Source organism: Francisella marina, from assembly GCF_008369785.1.
Lineage (GTDB): Bacteria > Pseudomonadota > Gammaproteobacteria > Francisellales > Francisellaceae > Francisella > Francisella salimarina.
Genome location: NZ_CP043552.1, coordinates 739,077 through 762,498, shown reverse-complemented (window position 1 = coordinate 762,498; position 23,422 = coordinate 739,077). Strand labels below are relative to the sequence as shown.

Sequence of the window (23,422 nt, the reverse complement as noted above, 5' to 3'; positions counted from 1 at the left end):
ATTTTATTATATACCCTATGGCGGTATATTGTAAATAATTTTATCTTGTTTAGTACTTTTAGGAGCGAATTAACAGAAAATTACGGTTTCAAACGAATTTTTAGATATTTCTACTATTCAAACCGTAACTTTCTGTAAGAAATTCCACAAACACAGGATATGCTACTCTGTTTCAATGAAATATGTACCATTTGGCAATACATGCTTGAATGGTAGCAGTGATATATGAGATAGAGTTTCTTTACTAACCTTTATATTCTGTTTTTCTAATGATTTTATTATTTCGTCTATTTTTATAGTGTTCCACATCAATATGGCATTTGAAACCAAGCTTAGACTACTAGCTTTATTCATTATCTCTTCATAATCACCAGTAGTAAATTCTCCTTGATTAGCAAAGAATATCCAGCGAGGGAGCTTATGTCTATATTCTCCTTTATTAAGCTGAGTTTGAACCGTTTGTCTTAGATCTTTATCGGTTAGATATTGAAGTATATATTTGGTTTTTACAATCCTACCAAGATTTATAAAAGCTCGTGTTAATCTATCAGCTGGGCCACTACTGGTTAAACGTTGAACAACAATGTTTGCTTGAACAGTTTTTCTTTTCAGCGATATCGCTATTCTTAATATATTATCCCATTGTTCTTGGATTATATCTAAGTCAACTATCTTTGTAAGTAATGACTCAAAAGCCCCATATGAATAATTTCTATCAACTTTATACAACTGCTGATCTTTTAAATCCTTAATCCTAGGCATAAAGAAAAAATCTAATATATAAAACATCGCAAAGACTATTTCTGTATATCCATGAGTATCAGTAGTGTGAGCTTTAATACCTAGGACAGTATTATTTTCTAATAATCCATCTAAATCACGAGGTCCACAAGATATAGCTTTCGTATGATAAACAGAAAGTTGATCAGAGACATGTGTATATATTCCTATAGCTTTCTCATAATAGCCATAGTATCTTGGATAGTGAGAAGCCATTAAAGAGCTTGCTCTTATTTTAAACCTCTGTAAATCTGAAGATGAGATTTTTCCATCACCTTGTATAGAGCTTAAAGGATGATTATGATGATGCTTTACTATTTCAGCACTTGCTTGATTAATATTTTCCTCATTTATATAAGTTCCAATAACATGTCTAAGCATATCAACAGTTATTCCAGGAACACTTGCACTAGTTGCTTGGATACCTAAATTTGTAGCTTGAGATATAATGGCTGCTATTAAAGTTTTATAAAAATTATTTGGTCTAGATTTGTGTCCTTGAATAGGTGTAAAGTACTTACTAAAACCTGTGACTTTATCTATATCTATAAGTAATTGCTCTATACGTATTGGAGATAGTCCTGACTCTATTAACTTTTGTATTTTTTCAACCTCGTCAGAGACGATTAGTTTATCTTTTCTTTTAAGCTTTAGCTGGCCATTAATAATAGTTGCAAAATCATCTTTATTCCAGGCTTTCACATACTCTGCAAGTTCATTGTTAAAACCATTTACTAACTCAGATTTTATAATATATTGTGATGATAAGCCTAGCTCATTAGGCGCTTGCTGTCTTACATTCTCCCATGTTAGATCATCAATCATCATATTCCAAAATGGTATATGCTGTCTACTTTCAGCAAGATAGAGATCTCCAGATCGTAATTTTTCACGCATTTCTATAGCTACACTAAGTTCCCAAGCATTTCTATTAACCTTATTATTATCTTTTAACCTAGAGGATAAATCTTTAGTAGCAAAATCATGTGGTGCATTTGAAGGAAGTGTTTTTATTTTACTAGCATCTAAATCTCTTATTATATTTATGCATTCGAGTAAGTACTCACTGCCACTCTCAACTTTAAAAGGTAAATTAATAAAATTGGCAAAGTATTTTCTGAAATTTGGATATCTACGTAAAATTGTGTCACTTAACCCTTTCTCATCTAATAGTTTGTAAGCTTTTAGATTATTTTTATGTTCAAGTAATTTTGAGTCTTGTATTTGATCAAATAATGACTCAATACTAATATTGTCATCCTTTTTAGCATTTAAAATAAGTTCACTAAATTCAATCATATAATCTACATCTTTTCCATGAGATCTACGATTCTGTTTGAACTTTTTTTCATAAGCATTTTTACAGCTGCGTAACATTTCCTGTATAAATTGATCATGCATTTTGATTAAGTTATCTAGCAAATACTTTTTACTTTCAATAAGAAAACAAATCATTAATGCATATCGTTTATGTCCATTAAACCTTTTGATATCTCTAGAATTATAGTTTTTAGTTAGCTTAAAAATATAGGCTAAGAATTTTGAATTTATAAAATTGCTATTAATTCTTTCAAGATTAAAAGAACTTAGCTTTTCATATAATTGCAAATATGTGTTTATAGAAGAAGCAGTTGAATATGGGGGATATTGTTTTAGCTGACTAAAATATGATTTAGAGTCATTGGATGAATCTAATGCTTCATCTATCTGTTCTTTAAGATCAATAGGCAAGCTATTATAAATCTTTTCAAATATTTCACTATGAACTTTATTACAAATACTTGTTATAGTTCTGTCTAATACTGATTTACCTGGAATGACTATTTTATTTTTAAGTAGAAATGCTTGAGCTTCATTATTTAACTCATTTGGCAACATACCTTGTCTAGCCTCTGACTCTATCCATGCTTCAAAGCCTAAAATAATTAAGCCTTCATATTTTTCAAATTCTAAATATGATAATAATTTTTGGCGATGTTCTGTAATAGTTGCTTTACGAGATGGCTCATTAACTATCAAAGTAGGTGGCAATTTTAACTGCTTACTTAAGTAGTTAATGATATCAGCAGGAATATCATTACAATATTGAATAAATTTACCATTGTTTCGTAAAGAGCATAGTTGTATGGATAAATATAATCTGAATTCAGCTTTTACGCTTTTAACTTCGTTTTTATCATCTTCTGATAATGTCCAATTTTTAATAATAAGTTCTTGAGATAATTTCTTTTCCATAATTTTGTCCATTTAGAGTATAGTCTAATCTGACTGTCAGGTCAGTATATAATATGTGTCAGTTATAGGTATGTATTTTACTTTATTGACAAAAACCATTCAAACTTATAGAATCTAATCTGACACTATTTTATGCGAATCTAAAATGACTGGTAAAAAAATTGGTTATATCCGAGTAAGTACTTTAGCTCAAAATCATGAGAGACAATTACATGGCTTAAAATTGAATAAGATATTTATAGATAAAGTATCTGGTAAAAATATCAATAGACCTGAGCTAATGAATCTTTTAGAGTATGCGAGAGATGATGATATTGTTTATATCCATAGTATGGATAGACTAGCAAGAAATCTAGAAGACTTACGTAAAATTGTGACTCAATTAACATCAAATAATGTCGTAGTTAAATTTGTTAAAGAGGGTTTAACATTTTCAAGTGAAGATAATCCTATGTCTATTTTATTACTGTCTGTTATGGGAGCTTTTGCTGAGTTTGAACGCTCTTTGATTAAGGAACGACAACTTGAGGGTATAGCCCTTGCTAAAAATAAAGGTATTTATAAAGGAAGAAAACCTACCTTAGACAAAAATAAAATATTAGAATTGAAAGAGCGTGTGAGCAATGGAGAGAAAAAGACGCATTTAGCTAAAGAGTTTGGTATAAGTAGGGAAACTTTGTACCAGTATTTACGACAATAATTCCAAACCGTAACTTTCTGTTCATTCGCTCCCTAAGGTCCTTTTTGATACTGCAAATAAACGTAAGCAAAGTTATCTTGTCAGTATATTATCACTACTATTTTTGGTTGAATATATCTTAAATAGCATTATTAATCCACTAGCTGCGTATATCCAAAAAGCTACCGTAGATTATGGTTTTGCTACTTTTTTGAGTTATAAAATAGCTTATGGTTTATTCTTGGGATTATTGATTATTGCTAATATTTTAAGCTTTTATATAAAACCTCAAAAAATATAATCAAAGAGCTAAAAAATTCTTTAAAGTTAATAAACCGTATTCGGTCAAATATGCTTCTGGATGATATTGAACACCAAAAATATTTGCATTTCGATGAGCAAAAGACATAATTTCATCATTTTCGGTTGAGGCTAAAGTAATCAAAGGCTCTTTAATATCATTAACAATTAAAGAATGATAACGTGTTACAGCAAATTTCAGTGGATGATCTTTATATAATGCTGATGATTGAAGCTGTTTAATCTCTGAGAGTTTGCCATGGTATATTTGTTTAGCTTTTATGATTTTTGTTCCATAATATTGAGCAATAAGCTGATGTCCTAAGCATATTCCTAACAAAGGCAAATTACTTTGCTGACAATACTCAATGATTGGATAGATATTTTTGAGCTCATCTGGATGACCTGGTCCTGGGCCAATAATAATATGAGAATATTGCTCAATATTATCAATTTGCTCTTCAGTTTTTAGCATTGATACTTGGTAACCAAGATAAGTTATATAATCAACAATCGTACTACTAAATGAATCATAATGATCGATATATAAAACCATCTCAAATCTCCAAATACCCCGGTATTAAGCCTCTGACACTATTAATAAGATATACTTTATCAGCAGTTTTTAGATCATCAAAATTTAGGCTTTTGGATTGCAGTTTGCCTTGAGAAATTAAAGATTTCCTTGCAACACCGGCTAAGACACCATCTTCTAATTTTGGCGTGTAAAGTTTATCATTTTTCTCAATAACTATATTATGAAACCTAGTTTCAGTAATATTATCTTTTTCATTTAAATAGATAAGCTCACAATTATCTTCATGAATGTATTTGTGATGCATTTGAGTATAAAAGCCTCGTATCGAGCTATGTGTAGTTTTGTGCTGAAATAATTTATTAGCTGAATTTATTTTCTCAGGGCAGATTTTTAGTTTAATAGCTTGTTGGTTGGTAGTATTAATTTTAGTATGCTCGATATTTATAGACTTATCATAATGATATTCTAGTCGGATTTTATATTCTTTATCATCAGTTAATTGCTCTACATAATCATATAGTTGATCTCTAATCTTGCAAATATCGATATCAAAAAATAACTGTCTAGAAGAGTCATCAAGTCTATCTAAATGTAACTCTAAATTTCTAAATTTATTATGGTAATAAATACTCTCAATTAAGCAAAAATCTGGTTGATAAATTTGGTGTATAAAGTTTATTTTGGTATTCATTTCTTGCCATTCTGACTGTGCATCTGAATAAACAGTAATGCCACCACCTACGCCAATTTGTAAGTTATAATGATATTGTTGAATCGTGCGAATAGCAACATTAAAACACATATCATTATTTGGCATAATATAGCCAATGCTTCCAGTATAAACTCCCCTTTTACCTTTCTCTATTTGTTTGATTAGTTCCATAGTTCGTTTTTTAGGAGCTCCTGTAATCGAACCACATGGAAATAAGCCATCTAGGATCTTCCTAAAAGATATTTGTTTATCTACTTTTGCTGAGATTTGTGAAGTCATTTGTAATAGATTTTTGTATTTCTCTATTGAAAAAAGTTTATCTACATTAACTGTATGAGTTTTTGCAATAGCGGATAAATCATTACGCAAAAGATCAACAATTATTAAGTTCTCTGCCCTATTCTTATCACATGATGATAATTCTTGGCATATCTTTTGATCTTCCAAGTCATTACCAGTCAGCTTTGCTGTACCTTTCATTGGTTTGACAAGTAAATTATCAGCTTCTTTTTTAAAGAAAAGCTCAGGCGAAATTGATATTATATCTGGGTTTAAAAATGGTAAATATGCAGCATATTTAACTGATTGTTGTTGTTTGAGCTTATTGTACAACTCATAGCTAGTAAGCTTTGTAGTAGCTAAGATATTTTTAGTTAAATTAATCTGATAGCTCTCACCATTTGTAAGTGCTTGTTGAACTTCATCAAAGCTTCTTTGATAACCTGCAAAATGAAGACTATCTATCATCAGATCTATATTTTTATCTGAAACTATATTCTTGGGGATTTCATTTGAATAATTACTAAAAGCGACAAAATGAAGTAATTTAGTATTATCATGATCGCATAAATCATAAAGATTGTTATTAAGATAATAGCTAGCTTCATAACTTAAATACCCAACTAGATATGAGCCTTGTTGCTGCAGTTCTTCCAACTGCCCAAAAGCTAACTCAAGTGATTCTTTATCGTTAGCTATAACTTCTGCAACTGGATTGTAAAAATAGTAGCTTTGCTTATTCATTAAAGTATCTTCAAGAATTGCAAATTGTGGTAATTGGATATTACTCATGATTAATCATTTCTTTTAGTTTTTTTCTATCAGTTTTACCAGTTGTCGTTGTTGGAATTTCATCAATATAAATAATTCCATCTAATTTTTTGTATTCAGCTACATAATTGCCTAGCTTATTATTTATAAACTCTAATGAGTACTGTTGAGATGCTACCAAATATGCCCAAATATTTTCCCCCCATATTTTATCTTTTTTAGATGTAACTATGCAATTATCTATATTTGGTATTTTCAAAATCGCTGCTTCTAACTCAATTGGAGATATATTTGAACCACCTTTAATTATTATATCTTTATAACGTCCATAAAAACTAAGCTCATGGCTTTGAGCATCGAAACTACCTATATCTCCTGTTTCTAACCACTCAGTTTTGATATTTAGAGGTAGCATATTATTTTTGATGAAGATTTTACCATAGTCACTATTTTCAAACTTAACTATTTTTACTTGAGTATCTGCAAAAACTTTGACTTTATTAACTGTATTGGCAGATATATTTTGACCATATCCAAAAACCTCTGTCATACCTAAACCGTTTAGCAATAGTATACCAAGTTTATTTTCAACTTGATTTGCTAAACTTTCACTAACTATATCACCAGCAACACTTAGATAGCATAAATTATTGTTACTATGAATATTTTGCTCTAACAAAAAATGATACATTGTTGGTAACAGTGCTAAAGCAGTTACATTATTTTGGTTAATAATCTCTGCTATTAATCTTGCATCAAATTCACTGATAATTGTTATATTTAATCCAATAGCTAATGCTGGTAAGATTTGATAAGAAAAAGCAAAAGCGTGATTTATTGATAATGCTACTAATAAGTGGTCATTTTGTTTAAGACCTAAATCATTAATTCTATAATTAGCATAATTAATTATTTGATTAATATCATGAAAATGCTTTTGATAAAATCCTGTTGTCCCAGAACTTACATGCGCTGTTAGAGATTTAGCATAAATCGAATAATCTTGCGTATATTCAAGACTCTCAAAAAATGATGTCGGATTTTCTATGTATAATTTATTTACTTCAAGAGTAGATATTTTATCTGTAATAAATAAACTATCATCTTCAATTATCGCTGCTAGCTCATTATCAACCAATCTTGGATTGATTGGCACAAAAATATCTATATCTGCTATCCAACTAGCTATATACAAGCTTACAGATAATGGCGAATTTTTTAGATTAGAATATATTTTCCTATAACCACAAGACTCTAAGAATCTAGATAAACTATATGATTTCTGCAAAATTTGATAATAGCTATATCTTATGTTATCAAAATATATATAAGTATCTTTACCATATTTTTCTATATTTGCTAAAAAATCTCTAAGTTGATGCATATTTGCGGGCAATAAGTTATATAAGCATTTGCCAATATGATATATTAAATAACAAAATTTACTCTAATTTATCTAACAAAATGAAACAATCTCTGTTTTTATCTAATATGGAAATATATGTAAGTCTTGGCTGCTCTGAAGAGGAAAGATCTCACAAACAAATGATAACTCTAGACTTAGAACTTGAGTTTAGCCAAAACTATAGCGCAAGCAATTCTGATAATCTTGAAGAAACTATTTGCTATTATACTCTGAGAAATAACATTCAACACTTTTGTGATAACGTTAGCTGTAATCTTATAGAGTACTTAGCTAAGCAAATTTATCTGTTTATTGGAGAAAAACATAGAGATATAACAATCAAATACTTGAAACTTAACAAAAAGCCCCCAGTTTCACAGTTAGGTTCTGCTTCTTTTATTATTAGGAATTAATGTGCAATATATTATAGGGATTGGAACAAATATTGGTTTCACTATCGAGAATATTCATCTTGCGTTAGATGCTCTAGCATCACACCAAAGTATAAGAATTATTAGAAAAGCTAGCTTATACAGTAGTAAGGCTTTACTTAAAGAAAATGCCCCAAAAGAATGGGATATTACATTTTTAAATACCGCTGTAAAAATTAGTACGTCTCTCAAACCTCAAGATTTGTTGATAGTTTTAAAAGATATAGAAGAAAAAATTGGTAGAGATCTAGATGCTCCAATTTGGTCTCCTAGGCTTATTGATTTAGATATACTATCAGCTGAGGATTTAGTAGTAGATACAGCTAAACTTACAATTCCTCACAAAGAATTAATAAACCGTAGCTTTGCTCTAGCTCCATTACTAGAACTATCCAAAGGTTGGCACCATCCAAAATATGTTGAATGGAATCTAAGCCTAAGACTAAAAGAGCTAGAACCAATTGAAAAACTTAATCAAACACTATCAAATACAATGCGCATGGGTATAGTTAACTTATCAGATCAGTCTTTTTCAGACGGAGATTTTGATGATACTCAGCGTAAATCAAATTTTATTGAGCTAATAAATAATGGTGCTGAAATTATTGATATTGGTGCTGAATCAACCAAGCCTAATGCTACTACTACTAGTGTAGATGAAGAGTTTAATAAATTAGATGAGTTCTTAGAATACCTTAAAGAACAACTTAATGATTTGAATTATAAACATCTTGTAAGTATTGATACACGTAGATTTGAAGTCATGAGTAAAATCTTAGAAAAACATCATGATATCATTTGGATGATAAATGATGTTGAATGTAATGATATTGATAAAAAAGCTCAACTTATAGCTAAATATAAAAAGAAATATGTAATAACTCATAATTTAGGTATCACAGATAGAAACCAATATTTAGATAAAGAAAACGCTATAGATAATGTATGTGAGTTTATTGAGAACAAAAAACAAACTCTCCTAAACCATGGTGTAGCGCAACAAAATATATATTTTGATGTAGGCTTTGGTTTTGGTAAAAAAGCAGATACTGCAAAATACTTATTAGAAAATATTGTTAATATAAAACAAAAACTAAATCTAAAAGCACTAGTTGGACATTCACGTAAACCATCTGTATTAGGTATTCCTAAAGATAGTCACATCAGTACTTTAGATAGTGCTACAAGAGAACTTTCAAGAAAATTAGAAAAACTCAATGTTGATATTATAAGAGTACATAAAATTTAGTAAGGAAAAATTATGCCATACCATCCAGCATTAGAGTCGCTATTAGATACTCCCGAAATAAGAAAAATAAAAAAATTAGATTTAAGAGATCAACGTAAGATATTTGCAGATCTTTCAATAGCACAAATCAAACGTCTACCTCGCCCTGATATTATCGAAGAAGATATTAAGTTAGAAAATGATACTATATTAAGACACTATAAACCTAAAAAAGCATCTGATAAAGCTGTACTTTTTATTCATGGTGGTGGTTGGTGTTTGAGCTCTATAGATACTTATGATCACGTATGTAGATACTTATGTGATCAAGGTAATTTAAATATTTTCTCATTAGAGTATGGCTTAGGCCCTGAAGATAAGTATCCTGCTGCTGTTAATCATGCGCTATATGCTTATGACTGGCTTTATGAAAATATTACTAAGTTTAATTTATCTACTGAAAATATCTTTGTAATGGGCGATAGTGCTGGTGGAAATCTTGTAACTATAATATGCCATGAACGTCAAGAAAATATGCCAAAAGCACAAATTTTGGTTTATCCTGCTGTTGATATGTATACTAAATATGACAGCAATACTAAATTTGATGAGTATAAATATCACCTAACTACCGAATGGTGCGAGCTATTTCTAAAAGCATATATAGGTGAAGACATAATGTCAGAGCCTAAAAAACTTAGACAACCTACAATATCTCCATTATTTTATAAAGATACAAAACAACCTGATACACTAATTGTAGCGGCTACTCATGATATCCTTATAGATGGGATTTATGCTTATGAAGAGAAGCTAAAACAACAAGGTACTTATGTTGAAACTCACTATGATGATGAAATGTATCATGGTTTTATTGGAGGACTTGGTGTAGTTCCATTTGAAAATCCTAAAATAGCTTTAGATAAAATAATTGAGTTTATAAATAAAAGATAAATACTGGTTAAATTATATGATTCCATTTTTTAAAACTGATAAAAAGTCTGGCGAAAAATCAGAAGAACTTATTAAAAAATTTAATGACCTACCTGCTTTTGTCGCAACTGGTGGAGAAATAGTTTTTGTCTCAGACGATTTTCATGAAGTACATCTAAGATTTAATTTAACAGATAACACCAAAAACTATCATGGCACTGGTTTTGGTGGAGCTATATACTCATCACTAGATCCAATTTATCCATTACAGTTATGTAATATTCTTGGTGATGATTATGTGGTTTGGGATTTATCAGCTAATATAGATTATCTTAGACCAATTACACATCATGTTTATGCTAGATTTTTACTATCTCAAGAGATTATCGCAAAAATAAAACAAGATATAATAGATAAAAATAAATCAGTAGTTAGCCTTCCGGTTTGTTATCAAGATAAAGATAGTAATATTTATGCTGAAGCAACTAAAACTATATATATTGCCGATCGAGAGTATTTTAATAATCGTAAAAAATAACTTAGCTAAATACATTTAATATAGATTGTCTTGTTGCATTCTTCAATAACTCAATTTCTTGTTGTGTACTATTTAGTGGTGGTAACCAGTAGATAGTATTTCCTAGTGGTCTTAATAATGCGCCTAATTTTATAGCTTCTCGATAGACATCTAAGCCAGCTCTTTTTTTATCAATATTTAAATCTGCTGCGATAACTGCTCCAATACCTCTAACGTTTTTTATAATAGGTAATTGATTTTGTAGTTCCACAAAGGATTCACCAAATTGTTTTTCAAGATCTTTAACATTGTTAAGTATATTTTCTTCTTCAAATATGTCTAATACTGCATTTGCTACTACAGCTCCTAAAACATTACCACTATGAGTATGTGAATGTAAAAAAGCTTTAGTTAACTCATCATCATAAAACATCTCATAATATTGATTTTTTGTCAAAACAATACTAAAAGGTATAATCCCAGAGGTCAATCCTTTTGATACACACAAAAAATCAGGCTTAATATCAAGATATTCATAAGCAAAAAGTTTACCCAGTCGCCCTACTCCAGTCATTATCTCATCAAAAATAATATAAATATCATTTTCCCTACACCACTTACAAAGTCTATTTAAATAATCTTTACTATAAATCAACATCCCTCCAGCACCTTGACAAATTGGCTCTACTATTAAAGCATTAATAAATTCTTTGTGTTGCTCAAGATATTGTTGCGATTTATTCCAATACACTTCAGCATCTGACCAGAGCGGATCACTTTTGCCAGTAACATACGGAATATTTTTTAACTTAAAACTATCAAATAATAATGGCTTATACGGATCAGAATATAAACCACAATCACTAACACTCATAGTTGCTAATGTCTCACCATGATATGAGTTTTCAAGACAGACAAACTTAGTCTTTTTAGTTTGATTTTGAAAACTTCTAAGGTGTATTGTCATCTTTAGAGCTATCTCTACAGCACAAGATCCATCACTTGCGTATAAAGTTTTATCCATAACTGTCAAATTACAAATTCTTTGACTAAACCTATCTATTTCATCATTTGTAGTATTTGCAAATATTGTATGCTCATATTTATCAAGTTGTTTTTTAAGTTTATCTATTATGTATGGATGTCTATGTCCAAGAGATTTACACCACCAACTTGATGTAACATCAAAAAGCTTTCTATTATCTTTTGTGTAGATATATCTCCCTTCAGTTCTATAAACATTCATAGGAGGTGATTTTTCAAAGTCTTTCATTTGCGTGCATGGATGCCATATGTTTGAGCTATACATATTGTAAACCTTTTGTAGAATATTAAGTTGACATAAATTGTACACAAGATATAAAATACTTTACAACTTTAAAACAATTTTTTATAAAAAATGACATTGGAACAAATCAAAGAAATTTACTCAAGACCATTAACAGAATTAATTTTACAAGCCTTAGAAATTCACAACAAAAACTTTGGTAATGATATTGAGTTATGCTCACTAAAAAGTATCAAAACTGGCACTTGCCCAGAAGACTGTAAATATTGTCCTCAAAGTGGCCATTACAATACTAGCATCGAAAAGCATAAACTATTAGATAAAGATAGTATATTGGCAGAAGCGAAAAATGCGAAAGATGCTGGATCCAAAAGATTCTGTATGGGTGCTGCTTGGAAACACATTCCCAAAAAAGACTTTGATCAAGTAGCTGAGATTATTACTGAAGTCAAAAATCTTGGCTTAGAAACATGTGTAACTCTTGGAAGTATCAACGCTGAGGAGGCTACTAAATTAAAAGAAGCAGGATTAGATTATTATAATCATAATCTTGATACTTCAAGAGAATTTTATCCTGAAATAATTACCACACGCAAATTTGAAGAAAGAATTGAAACTATAAGAAATGTTGCTCAAGCCGATATAAATGTCTGTTGTGGTGGTATATTAGGTATGGGCGAATCTCTAGATGATAGATTTAATTTATTACTTGAGCTATTACAATTACCCGCTGCTCCAAAAAGTATTCCTATCAATACATTAATACCTGTTAAAGGAACGCCTTTAGGAGATAAGTATACAGATGCTCAAATTGATAGTTTTGAATTAGTAAGATTTATAGCGACTACAAGAATACTATTTCCTCAAGCACGCTTGAGATTATCAGCAGGTAGAGAGAATATGTCTTTAGAGACTCAGACTCTATGTTTTCTTGCTGGCATCAACTCAATATTTTATGGTAATAAATTATTAACAGAGAATAATGCTACTGTTAATTCTGATAATTTTTTATTAGCTAAGCTTGGTTTGGAATCAAATGTCGAATTATGTTAAACCTACAAGACAAATATACTCAATATCAAAAGGATAATTTATTAAGAGAGTTAACTCCTTTTGTAAAGGATGATTCTACTATTGATTTTACAACTAGCGATTATTTAGATCTATCATCAGCACACAATCTTAAAGATGCCATAGTAACTGGTTTTGATAAGTATGGTTTTGGAAGTAAGGGATCTAATATAGTCTGTGGTTACACCGATGAGACACAGCAATTTGAATATGAGTTTGCAAAATTTGTTAACTATCCTAGAGCTATATTTTTTAGTTCAGGGTTTATGGCAAATTTAGCAGTTTATTCAACACTATTTAGTAAGCATGATAGTATCTTTGCAGATAAGTATATACATGCGTCTATTATTGATGGAATCAAACTTTCACAAGCTAAACTAAAAAGATATAAACATCAACAATTAGGTCACCTTCAAGATATATATGATGGCAAGAGCTTCACTACAACAGAAGGAGTCTTTAGTACTTCAGGATCAATTACTCAACTTGATAAGCTTGCTAAAATCACACCAGAAAAGCTTATAGTTGATGAGGCTCATAGTTTTGGGATTTTAGGTAAAAACGGTCGTGGTGCGATCAACAGCTTTCAAATAAGTTATAAAAATTGTCCTATCTGTATTTTTCCTCTTGGTAAAGCATTTGGTGGAGTCGGTGCTGTAGTTTGTACTACAGAAGCAATTGCAGAATACCTAATACAATTTGCACGTAACTATATCTATACAACAGCATTACCACCAATGATATTAAAAGCTGCTTTGATACAACTAAAAAATCTTGAAAAGGCTAATGATAATCGAGCAAAACTTCAACAAAATATCATTTTTTTTAATGAACTATGTCATGATAAAGATCTTGAACTAGTGTCTAAAGATTTATCACCTATTAGAAGTATCCAACTAAATGATGCTAATCTAGCGATTAGATTAAAGGATAAGCTCTTTGAAAATAAAATAATAGTGTCTTGTTTTAGATATCCTACAGTACCTAAAGATCAAGCTATATTGAGATTTTCACTACATAGTAATAATACCTTTGACCAAATTCATCAGGCTTTAGAAATTATCTCAAAAGAGGTCAAATATGAACATATATGATCAAGTTAAAAGTAACTTTGCAAAAGCTACAGATTACTCTAAAAACTCAACCATCCAAAATCAAGTACGCCAATTACTTTTAGAGCCGACACTAAACTACTCAAGACTAGTCAACTACAATCATACTAATAATATTCTAAATTTAGGAGTGCGTGATTTATCAGAGCCATTAGAACTTAATAGGATATTTTCAGCAAAGCAAATAGATGCCTGCGATATTGCTTTAACAAAAAACTCAAAATATACAAATATAAACACACTAAAACTTAATTTTGATACAGATCTACGTCTGCTTAAAAATAGCTATGATTTAATATTTTCAAATATGTCATTTCAATGGAGTCAAGACATAGAAATATTAATCAAGAATCTGGCAAAAAAATTAAATAATCGTGCAATTTTAGCCTTTAGCACTGTTTTGGATAACAATTTTCATCAAGTAAAAGACATACTAAGAATAAATAAAATGCACAGTAGCTCTAACATTTTAGAATTTATCAGAAAATCTGACTTAAATTGTCTACATCATGAAGATTTATATTTAGATATTAAATTCAATAACTTTAAAGAGCTAACAAATCATCTAAAATCTACGGGAGTTAATACTTATACAGGAAGCAATAATAAACCTAGCTTTTCAAATATCAAAAAGTTTCTTACAAATACTGACCGTATAAACCTTAGTTATCATATTGGTTTATTTATATGTTTTAAGGAGTAGTTTATGAAAAAGTTTTTTATAATTGGTACTGATACTGAAGTAGGCAAAACATATATATCAACCAAGCTTATTGAAGCTTGTGAGTATGAAAATATTAAATCACTTTGTTTGAAACCTGTAGCGTCTGGTAAAAACCAATTTTCAGAACTATGTGAAGATGTAGAGAGTATTCTAAATGCTTATAAGAACAAATTTACAGCAGATGAAGTAAACCTAATTTCATTCAGTGAAGCAGTTGCCCCACACATAGTAGCAGCAAAATCAAAAGTAGATATTTCAATTGAAAATCTCAAACAATTTATTGAAGATAAGTATACTCGTCGAGATTTAGATATTCTCTTTATCGAAGGAGCTGGTGGATTATTAACTCCATACTCAAATCATGCTACCCAGTTTGATCTAATAAAAGCTCTGCAAATACCAGTACTACTAGTATCAGCTATAAAAGTTGGTTGCATAAACCATACCTTACTAACTATAAATGAGTTAAATCGCCATAATATTAAATTAGCTGGTTGGATTGCTAATTGTAATGACTCAAATATCAAATATATTGATGAACAAATAAATACTATAGAAGAGATATCAGGATATAAGTGTAGTGCAAAAATTTCTCAAAATGCTGATTATTTAGATTTTATAGATTTATCCAAGATACTAATATCGCCAGAAGAAAATGAATAATTCCCTTCAGTATTCTTAATAAGAATTTCGCCATTATTTGCTAGGCCAACATAGTTACAGTTATTATAAGTTTTATCAACTAAAGCCAATGAAAACTCTTTATCTCTTAGATAATTAAGTGATTCAAATTCATTTTTAAAATATGTAAAACCTTTATTAATAAAAACTGCTAAATCTTCTTTAATAGCCTTGATAATTTGTATAGTTAGGTTAGTTCGATTGGCATGGCGTTGAGATTGTAACTTTATTGATGTCCAATCTTTAGAAATTTCTTCATTATATTGCATATTAACATTTATACCAAAACCTATAAATAGCTTCGCTCTACCATTAATTTCGGCACTAACATTTATAATAATACCAGCTATCTTTTTATCATCTACATAGATATCATTAGGCCATTTTAATTTAGCATCTAAGTTAATATTTTTTAGAACTCTTGCAATACTGATTCCAACAACTAGGGATAATCCATTAAGTTTCGATATGTCTAACTCAACTATTTCAAGCATAGTACAGTAGATATTTTTGCCAAATGGTGAAATCCATTTACGTTTAAATCGTCCAAATCCATCTGTTTGGAATTCTGAGATGAAAATTGCATTCTCACTATACTTAGCTTGATTTTCTATTGCATATTTTGAAGTTGAGTCTATAGAATAAAAATAGTTTATATCGTTAAAAACTTTGATTAATTCATCAACTTTGATTAGATCTAATTTTTCTTGGAGTCGATATCCAATCCTGGAGTTAGAAGATACTATTATTTGATAGTTATCCTTAAGTGCTTTGATATTTTTTGAAATTGCTGCTCTTGATATACCTAACTTTTGGGCAATATCTTCACCACTTACATATTTTTTATCATCTAAAAAGGTTAATATTTGCTGTTGAGTTTTGTTCATTTAACCTTGCTCTTTTAACAAAATCATAAATTGCTACTTCTATCCAAATAAACAGCTGCAGCACCAAAAACTTGGAAGTCACCTTCCGTTTCTGACCATTCTATTTTAATTTTTTTAGCTGACTGAGTAAAGGCAAATGTTTTAATCTCTTCCCACATTGCTTTTTCAAAATACTCTCTAGCTGACATTATTGATCCTGCAATTATTATCACCTCTGGATCTAAAGTATACATAATAGACTTTATTGCAACTCCAAGATGTTTACCAAATTGCTTATAGATGTCTATAGCATCGCTATCATTATTTCTTGCTCGTTTAAGGATCTCAACACCTTCAATACCTATCTTTTTTATAAAGAATTGGCCACTACAATAATCTTCCAAGATTCCATCTAAATATGGTAACATGCCAAACTCTCCTGCTCCGCAATTAGAGTCTTTTAGTAAAGAGCCTTTATTGATAATACCGCCACCAATACCCGTGCCTATTGTAATACCAACGAAATTTTCATGCTCTTTGCCCTTGCCATATAGTCTTTGACCTATAGCAAAACAATTAGCATCATTATCTATGAAAACTGGTACTTTAAACTCTGTTTCAAGTATTTCTTTCAGATGAATCTCTTGCCATGATTTGATATTTTGCACATCATATACAATTCCCTTCTCTCGATCTGCAACACTAGGAATACCAACGCCTATGCCTTCTACTTCAGAAGTGAAGACTTTTGCTATTGTATTTATGACAACATCAATAACAGATTGAGCATTATGTTCTGCATCTGGTGGAATTTTACTCAAGTAAGAATCTAATAAATTTTCTCCACATACCCTACCTGAGTTCACTTTAGTGCCACCGATATCAACACCAACCACAGTTCTATTCTTAATTTGAATTTCTTTACTCATATCACTTCAACTTATTTTTTAAATAATTCTGTTAGCTTTATAGTTTTATTATCAATTAATGGCTTAGCTGTTATGGCTACATATAAAATATATATTATAGTTAGATATACAAAACACATTCCTATTCTTAAGCCTAAGATATCTCCAATATTACCAACCACTAATGGCACTATAGCACCACCAATTATCCCCGTACAGAATATTCCTGATACTGTTCCATGATGTGATTTTAGGGAGTTCATTCCTAATGAGAAAACTCCTCCATACATTATCGATGTCAAAAAACCACAAACAGGGAAAAATATCAAAGCCATAGTAGCCGTTCCAAACAATGCTAGAGACAATGATATTAGTTGTAAGATTAGAAATACTTTCAAAATATTTTTGACATTATATAACTTCAATAAAACTATACCTAAAATACCGCCAACACATTGCATGATCCAGAATAATGCTACAGTAGTATTGCCTACAGTTTCGGTATTAAAGCCATGATAGTCACTCAAGAATTTAGAAATCCAGACACTAATTCCTTGTTCTTGACCAACATAAGCAAAGATCGCTAAGAAATATATTATTACGACTTTATTTTTTAGAAGATGTAATACAGTAGCAAAACCCTCTAATTTCTCATCTTCCTTCAACTGAACTTTTGGAAACTTAATTAAAGCAATAAATATTACTAGCAAAAACATTACAATTGCATTGAACCAATAAATAGCAACCCAACTAAAGTTTGTCCCTGTTAGCTTATTAAAAAATAGTAAAAAATAATTACTATCTCCAGAATATGGAAGATTCATAACTAAATAAGAAAGTACAAATGGACTAACAAATGATGCCCCACCAAAAAATACTTGCTGTAATACAGAGAAAAATGAGTAATTTTCCTCTCCACCAGCAACTCTTAATAAAGGCCAAAATGCTACCTGTAAAATAGCAGCCGCTGTCCCAACAGTAAATAAACTTACGATATAAGTAAGATAGCTAACTTTTAGACAGAATAAAATTGAACCCAGAGAGCCCAATAAAAAAGCAAATAAGATCATCTTTTTAGATCCATATTTCTCTAGCGCATAACCTGCAGGAATAGAAATAATATATGCTATAAAAAATGCAAAAGGTAATACCCCAGCTTGCGAAAGTGTCAAACGCAGATCGTTAGTTGCATCTGGGATTATAGGTCCTAAAATATTAGTCACAAATGATACAGCAAAAAAGCCAATCATCACGACAGATACTATTAAATAGTTTTTTTTCATAAAATTTGCCTCAAAAAATTTCTAAGTATGAACCCGTTGCCTTAAATTACCACTTAATAAAATTATAAGATAATCAAAAGCTTACTTTTAACAAATATAATACATAATTCAAGTTTATACTATTAAATAGATATTTTTATAGAGTATTTTTAATTCAAAAAATGGTAAATATACTTTTTAATCAAACATCTTTGAGTTATTACTATTACTAAAAAAATATTAAAGCTTATAATATTAACTGGAACAAAAACAATTCTGGAGATCTAAATGAAAATAGAAGATGTTAAAAAAAATGTTTTTTCGATGCCGCTAGTATCACCTACAGCAAATAGAATAGCTTATAAATTCACTAATAGAGAATATTTCATAATCGACTATATGGCTGATATAGAAATCCTAAAAAAATATGTACCAGAGCCTCTTAAGCCAACTGGTCTTGTAAAATTTGAATTCATGAAAATGCATGATGCAAATGGTTTTGGTAGTTTTAATGAGGCTGGACAACTTATCGAAGTTGAATTTGAGGGTAAGAAAGGCTTATATTCTCACATCATGCTATTAGATAATTTACCATCAATTGCAGCTGGTCGTGAAATATGGGGCTTTCCAAAAAAATATGCTCACCCTACCCTTACAGTAGATTCTGATACATTATTAGGGACAGTAAAATATAATAGTGTTGATGTAGCTTTTGGAACAATGGGATATAAATATGAAGAGCTTAATAAAGATGCTATCAAAAAATCGCTAGAAGAAACCCCTAACTTCTTACTTAAAACCATACCTCATGTTAATGGTAGAGATGTAAGTATTTGTGAACTTGTTAAATACCATGTTAAAGATGTGACTGTAAAAGGTGCATGGACTGGGCCTGTAGATTTACAAGTATTTAACCATGTTCAAGCGGCTCTTCATCATTTACCAGTTTTAGAAATTGTCAAAGGCTCTCACTTTATCGCTGATGTTACATTAGGCTTTGGTGAAGTAGTTTTTGATTATCTTAAGTAGTACTTTCCTAGATTCTTTTTAAAATTGTTCTTATATTTTTTGATAGTATTATTATTGTAGCTACTATGACTATACCTATGACAGTATAAATTAATCTAGATAAGCTTATCTCATACCCGGATAAATGTGCTAACTTTAGGAGCATTGCAATAAATATTGTCAGAAAGAATACATAGCTTCCATAATGCTTAATAATACAACATATAGTAAAAAATGTTGTTATAAACAAAATCATCCAAATGGTATAAGCATTTGATAGATATATAGCTAAAGGTATAGCAAATAATGATCCTATTATAGTACCTATCAAACGATGCTTAATAGCTGTAGATGATCTAATTACATCCGGTTTAAATATTAATAAAACTGTCATAGGTACCCAGTATCCTATTTCAATGTCAAAGTAAATCGATATAAAATTACCTATAATTAAACCAAGTGATAAACTAACCGCATAAATAGTAGAATCTATATCAGGCAGTATTCTTATACTTCTATAATTATCATCAAAAGTATCTTTTATACTTATTTTTTTTAGAATAAATACCAAAACTATTATAAATACTAATGCTCCTATTAGTGTAAATAATCCTATGAGTATTGAATCTTTAACATTAGCATTAAATCCAGTTCCTATGACATACATATCAGCAATAAAGAGAATGCCATTAGCAAAAACCAAATCTGATTTTGCAGTATAGCCAATCAAAAAAGAAAATCCTAATAGTATAAGTGAACTTGTAATTAAATCATGTGAATAATAACTACCTAAAGATATTGCTATACTCATACAAAATATAAATAATACTCCTGCATATAGCCTAAATTTAATACTATGATTGCGTATTGAAACTTGATGAAGTGCTACTACAAAACATCCTAATGCTGCAAATAAGCCGTAAATATTTTGTAGGTCTAAGACAACTTGTAAAACTGTAAAAAAACCTATTACCAAAGAGGCAGTAATGCCTAAGATAATACTGTTCTTTTTAAGACATATATATTTTGACATAAAGCATCGCTGATCTAAAATAATATAAATTATATATATGATTACTACTATTAATCTATTATTTTTTATTTATATGTCATATATCTGATGATTAGTGATATATAATAACATTATGTAATTAAAATATTTTTGTTAGGAGATTTTTATTATGTCAGTTAAAAATAAAGTGACTTTAATTACCGGAGCTGCATCAGGTCTTGGACTAGGTATGGCGACAGAATTTGCAAAACAAGGAGCTAAAGTTGTAATTGCAGATTTGGATTTAGAAAAGTCGCAAGAAGTAGCTATAAATTTATCATCAAAATATGATGTAGAAACTATGGCTGTACAAATGGATGTAACAAATGAAGACCAAGTAAAATCAGGTGTAGATCAAACTGTTAAAAAATTTGGTCGTATTGATACTGTGATTAATAACGCAGGTATTCAAATAATATCACCTATAGTAGATTTTAGTGTATCAGCTTGGAAAAAATTATTTGATATTCATATGACTGGTACATTACTTGTAACTCAAGCAGCTATGAGGCATATGATTGAACTAAAAACTGGTGGTAGAATTATAGTTGTAGGTTCTGTTCACTCAGTTCTTGCATCAAAAAATAAAGCTGCGTACGTAGCAGCAAAGCATGCTCAAGTTGGCTTTGTCAGAGCTCTTGCTAAAGAAGGTGCTGAGCATAATATATCTTCAAACCTAATTGGCCCCGGGTTTGTGCTAACTCCATTAGTAGAAAAACAAATACCAGAACAGGCAAAAGAGCTAAACATCAGTGAAGAAGAAGTGGTCAAAAATGTTATGCTTGGTGGTACTGTTGATGGTGAATTTACAACTGTTCAAGATATTGCTGATACAGCTATATTCTTAGCTGGATTCAAAACGAATGCTTTAACAGGTCAGAAGATTTTGGTAAGTCATGGTTGGGGAATGTAAACAAAGCTAATACTTCTGTGATATATTTATAATCATATTAATTTTATTCTAAAACTGTAGATGCCTACAAATTCAAATATAAGACAAAAACTAGGTCAACTAATTATGCTGGATTTTCGCTATTGGGGTGAAGATTCAAATAATCAACGTATACCTTTTACAAAAACCAATGATATCGTCAATAAGATCTTCCAAGATTATAACTTAGGTGGTTTTATCCTTTTTAGAGAGAATATTCAAAATAATGAGCAAGTCATCTCTCTATTAAGAGATCTTCAAGCTAACACTAATACACCAATATTTTTCGCTACAGATCAAGAAGGTGGTAGAGTTAATCGCTTACAACAAGGTACTAGTGGCTGCGGTAATATGGCACTAGCTGCGACAGATAATCCTAGTAATGCTTACACTATGGCTAAAATAATTGGTGATGAATTATATTCTTTAGGTATCAATATTAATTTTGCTCCAGCTGTAGATGTCAACTCTAACAAAAATAATCCTATTATTGGTGTAAGGTCTTACTCAGATAATCCCAATGTAGTTACTGACTATGCCAAAAATGCGATAAAAGGTTATCATGATGCTAAAATCATCGACTGCATTAAGCACTTCCCTGGTCATGGTGATACTGCAACAGATAGTCATTTAGGTAATGTAATCTTAGATAAAACTTTGAAAGAATTACAGACAACAGAACTACTACCTTTTAGTAAACTTGCTAGAGATTGTAGTATGATAATGACAGCTCATATTAGTGTACCAGCCCTAGATGATACCCAGTACCAATCAGTTTCAACAAGTGAAAATATTTATGTGCCAACTACTCTTTCTTATAAGATAATAACTAAATTACTAAAACAACAAATGAAATTTGATGGTCTAGTAGTATCTGATGCTATGGATATGCATGCTATTGCTAAACACTTTGGAACTATTGAAGCTTCAAAATTAGCTATCTTAGCTGGTATTGATATTTTATTAATGCCTGTTCGAGTATGGTCAGAAAGTGATCTTTATAAGTTAGAAGAGCTTTTTTGTGAACTAGAAAACGAATATAATCATAATCCTAATTTTGCTAATGCAGTTGATAATGCCTACACGAATATTACTGATTTCAAAGCAAAACATAAACTCGATGAAAGTTTAATATTCAAACTCTCATACGATGAGCAATTAAAATATGCTAATCAAATAGTTAATTGTAGTAAACATCAACAGATATCTTTAGATATAGCTAAGCAAAGTACAACTGTAGTTAAAAATTCAGGTATTATTCCATACGATCTCAATAAGTTAAAAAATATCTTGGTTGTAGATAGTGATAGCCAACGTATGGCAGATTTTCATAATGAGTTACAAAAAATAGTATCAAAAAATAGCTATACTACTATAATAAACTCTGAAAATATTAATAATCAAGATATTGAAACTAGTATCGAAAATGCTGATATAGTTTTGCTAATTTCAGCAAACCTGCGTGAATATAATCAGATTTATAGTTATATAACTTCTATAAAGCCAGAGCAAACTATAAATATCGCAGCACTTACCCCTTATGACATTAGTTATATAGATAATATTATTAATTATGTTTGTATTTATGGTGCAACTTCTATAGATCAAACAAATTATACAAAGACTTCACTAAAGATTAATATTCAAGCAGCATTAGAAAATATTTTTAACGGTAATATTCCAACAGGAAAATTACCTGTTCAGATTTAATA

At 30.0% G+C, this 23,422-nt stretch carries 21 protein-coding genes and 1 pseudogene; 13 read left to right on the top strand and 9 right to left on the bottom strand.

Going from position 1 to position 23,422, the window contains the following annotated elements; translation table 11 throughout:
* Positions 1–162: 162 nt before the first annotated feature.
* The gene (locus F0R75_RS03735) at positions 163–3,015 is read right to left on the bottom strand and encodes a Tn3 family transposase (protein ID WP_188030139.1); all 2,853 of its coding nucleotides are present in this window, start codon (positions 3,013–3,015) and stop codon (positions 163–165) included.
* Positions 3,016–3,160: 145 nt separating this feature from the next.
* On the opposite strand from F0R75_RS03735, the gene F0R75_RS03730 reads away from it, so the two are divergent.
* Positions 3,161–3,715, top strand: a complete 555-nt coding sequence (locus tag F0R75_RS03730; RefSeq protein ID WP_040007700.1) for a recombinase family protein — start codon at positions 3,161–3,163, stop codon at positions 3,713–3,715.
* A 37-nt stretch (positions 3,716–3,752) separates the two neighbouring features.
* Positions 3,753–3,995: pseudogene (locus tag F0R75_RS10320) on the top strand (MFS transporter); the annotation flags it as partial.
* Here the strand turns inward: F0R75_RS10320 and F0R75_RS03720 are convergent.
* The 3 genes from F0R75_RS03720 to F0R75_RS03710 are packed head-to-tail and all read right to left on the bottom strand — an operon-like array spanning position 3,996 to position 7,678.
* Entirely contained in the window at positions 3,996–4,550 is a 555-nt protein-coding gene (locus F0R75_RS03720; protein ID WP_149368281.1) for an anthranilate synthase component II, read from the bottom strand.
* 1 nt (position 4,551) lies between these two features.
* On the bottom strand, positions 4,552–6,315 hold the full coding sequence (gene pabB, locus F0R75_RS03715; protein ID WP_149368282.1) for an aminodeoxychorismate synthase component I: 1,764 nt from the start codon (positions 6,313–6,315) through the stop codon (positions 4,552–4,554).
* Positions 6,308–7,678 (bottom strand): class I adenylate-forming enzyme family protein, encoded by a 1,371-nt coding sequence (locus tag F0R75_RS03710; protein ID WP_149368283.1) that lies wholly within the window; start codon positions 7,676–7,678, stop codon positions 6,308–6,310. The genes pabB and F0R75_RS03710 overlap by 8 nt, the downstream gene beginning before the upstream one ends.
* A gap of 80 nt (positions 7,679–7,758) precedes the next feature.
* Between F0R75_RS03710 and F0R75_RS03705 the strand changes: the two genes are divergently transcribed.
* The 4 genes from F0R75_RS03705 to F0R75_RS03690 are packed head-to-tail and all read left to right on the top strand — an operon-like array spanning position 7,759 to position 10,829.
* Positions 7,759–8,112 (top strand): dihydroneopterin aldolase, encoded by a 354-nt coding sequence (locus F0R75_RS03705; protein ID WP_149368284.1) that lies wholly within the window; start codon positions 7,759–7,761, stop codon positions 8,110–8,112.
* Between the two features lies 1 nt (position 8,113).
* Positions 8,114–9,379 (top strand): dihydropteroate synthase, encoded by a 1,266-nt coding sequence (gene folP / locus F0R75_RS03700; RefSeq protein ID WP_149368285.1) that lies wholly within the window; start codon positions 8,114–8,116, stop codon positions 9,377–9,379.
* Positions 9,380–9,391: 12 nt separating this feature from the next.
* Positions 9,392–10,312 (top strand): pimeloyl-ACP methyl ester esterase BioJ, encoded by a 921-nt coding sequence (gene bioJ / locus F0R75_RS03695; RefSeq protein ID WP_004287811.1) that lies wholly within the window; start codon positions 9,392–9,394, stop codon positions 10,310–10,312.
* A 16-nt stretch (positions 10,313–10,328) separates the two neighbouring features.
* The gene (locus F0R75_RS03690; RefSeq protein WP_149368286.1) at positions 10,329–10,829 is read left to right on the top strand and encodes a PaaI family thioesterase; all 501 of its coding nucleotides are present in this window, start codon (positions 10,329–10,331) and stop codon (positions 10,827–10,829) included.
* 1 nt (position 10,830) lies between these two features.
* On the opposite strand, the gene bioA is transcribed toward F0R75_RS03690, so the two are convergent.
* Positions 10,831–12,117, bottom strand: a complete 1,287-nt coding sequence (bioA, locus tag F0R75_RS03685; protein ID WP_187986006.1) for an adenosylmethionine--8-amino-7-oxononanoate transaminase — start codon at positions 12,115–12,117, stop codon at positions 10,831–10,833.
* Between the two features lie 90 nt (positions 12,118–12,207).
* Here bioA and bioB point away from each other — a divergent pair, with 90 nt between their 5' ends.
* Genes bioB through bioD form a run of 4 tightly spaced genes read left to right on the top strand, consistent with a single transcriptional unit; the run spans position 12,208 to position 15,666 of the window.
* Complete coding sequence (gene bioB / locus F0R75_RS03680) at positions 12,208–13,149, top strand: biotin synthase BioB (RefSeq protein ID WP_149368288.1); 942 nt, start codon at positions 12,208–12,210, stop codon at positions 13,147–13,149.
* A complete protein-coding gene (locus F0R75_RS03675) occupies positions 13,143–14,261 on the top strand; it encodes an aminotransferase class I/II-fold pyridoxal phosphate-dependent enzyme (RefSeq protein WP_149368289.1) in 1,119 nt (372 codons plus the stop codon). Before bioB ends, F0R75_RS03675 begins: the two co-directional genes overlap by 7 nt.
* Positions 14,248–14,982 (top strand): methyltransferase domain-containing protein, encoded by a 735-nt coding sequence (locus F0R75_RS03670; protein ID WP_149368290.1) that lies wholly within the window; start codon positions 14,248–14,250, stop codon positions 14,980–14,982. The genes F0R75_RS03675 and F0R75_RS03670 overlap by 14 nt, the downstream gene beginning before the upstream one ends.
* Positions 14,983–14,985: 3 nt before the next feature.
* Positions 14,986–15,666, top strand: coding sequence for a dethiobiotin synthase (gene bioD / locus F0R75_RS03665; RefSeq protein WP_149368291.1), 681 nt, complete (start codon positions 14,986–14,988; stop codon positions 15,664–15,666).
* On the opposite strand, the gene F0R75_RS03660 is transcribed toward bioD, so the two are convergent.
* The 3 genes from F0R75_RS03660 to F0R75_RS03650 are packed head-to-tail and all read right to left on the bottom strand — an operon-like array spanning position 15,609 to position 18,741.
* Complete coding sequence (locus F0R75_RS03660) at positions 15,609–16,571, bottom strand: biotin--[acetyl-CoA-carboxylase] ligase (RefSeq protein ID WP_149368292.1); 963 nt, start codon at positions 16,569–16,571, stop codon at positions 15,609–15,611. The two genes, bioD and F0R75_RS03660, sit on opposite strands and share 58 nt — an antisense overlap.
* 23 nt (positions 16,572–16,594) lie before the next feature.
* Positions 16,595–17,479, bottom strand: coding sequence for an ROK family protein (locus F0R75_RS03655; RefSeq protein ID WP_149368293.1), 885 nt, complete (start codon positions 17,477–17,479; stop codon positions 16,595–16,597).
* Positions 17,480–17,490: 11 nt separating this feature from the next.
* A complete protein-coding gene (locus F0R75_RS03650; protein WP_149368294.1) occupies positions 17,491–18,741 on the bottom strand; it encodes a sugar MFS transporter in 1,251 nt (416 codons plus the stop codon).
* Between the two features lie 267 nt (positions 18,742–19,008).
* Here F0R75_RS03650 and F0R75_RS03645 point away from each other — a divergent pair, with 267 nt between their 5' ends.
* Positions 19,009–19,749: an acetoacetate decarboxylase gene (locus F0R75_RS03645; protein ID WP_149368295.1), complete on the top strand. Its 741-nt coding sequence runs from the start codon at positions 19,009–19,011 to the stop codon at positions 19,747–19,749.
* Between the two features lie 7 nt (positions 19,750–19,756).
* Here the strand turns inward: F0R75_RS03645 and F0R75_RS03640 are convergent, their stop codons facing one another.
* A complete protein-coding gene (locus tag F0R75_RS03640) occupies positions 19,757–20,761 on the bottom strand; it encodes an FUSC family protein (RefSeq protein ID WP_146421427.1) in 1,005 nt (334 codons plus the stop codon).
* Positions 20,762–20,909: 148 nt separating this feature from the next.
* Between F0R75_RS03640 and F0R75_RS03635 the strand changes: the two genes are divergently transcribed.
* Both F0R75_RS03635 and F0R75_RS03630 read left to right on the top strand, forming a co-directional pair.
* The gene (locus F0R75_RS03635; RefSeq protein WP_146421428.1) at positions 20,910–21,692 is read left to right on the top strand and encodes a 3-hydroxybutyrate dehydrogenase; all 783 of its coding nucleotides are present in this window, start codon (positions 20,910–20,912) and stop codon (positions 21,690–21,692) included.
* Between the two features lie 60 nt (positions 21,693–21,752).
* The gene (locus tag F0R75_RS03630) at positions 21,753–23,420 is read left to right on the top strand and encodes a glycoside hydrolase family 3 protein (protein ID WP_149368296.1); all 1,668 of its coding nucleotides are present in this window, start codon (positions 21,753–21,755) and stop codon (positions 23,418–23,420) included.
* The last annotated feature ends 2 nt before the right edge of the window (positions 23,421–23,422 follow it).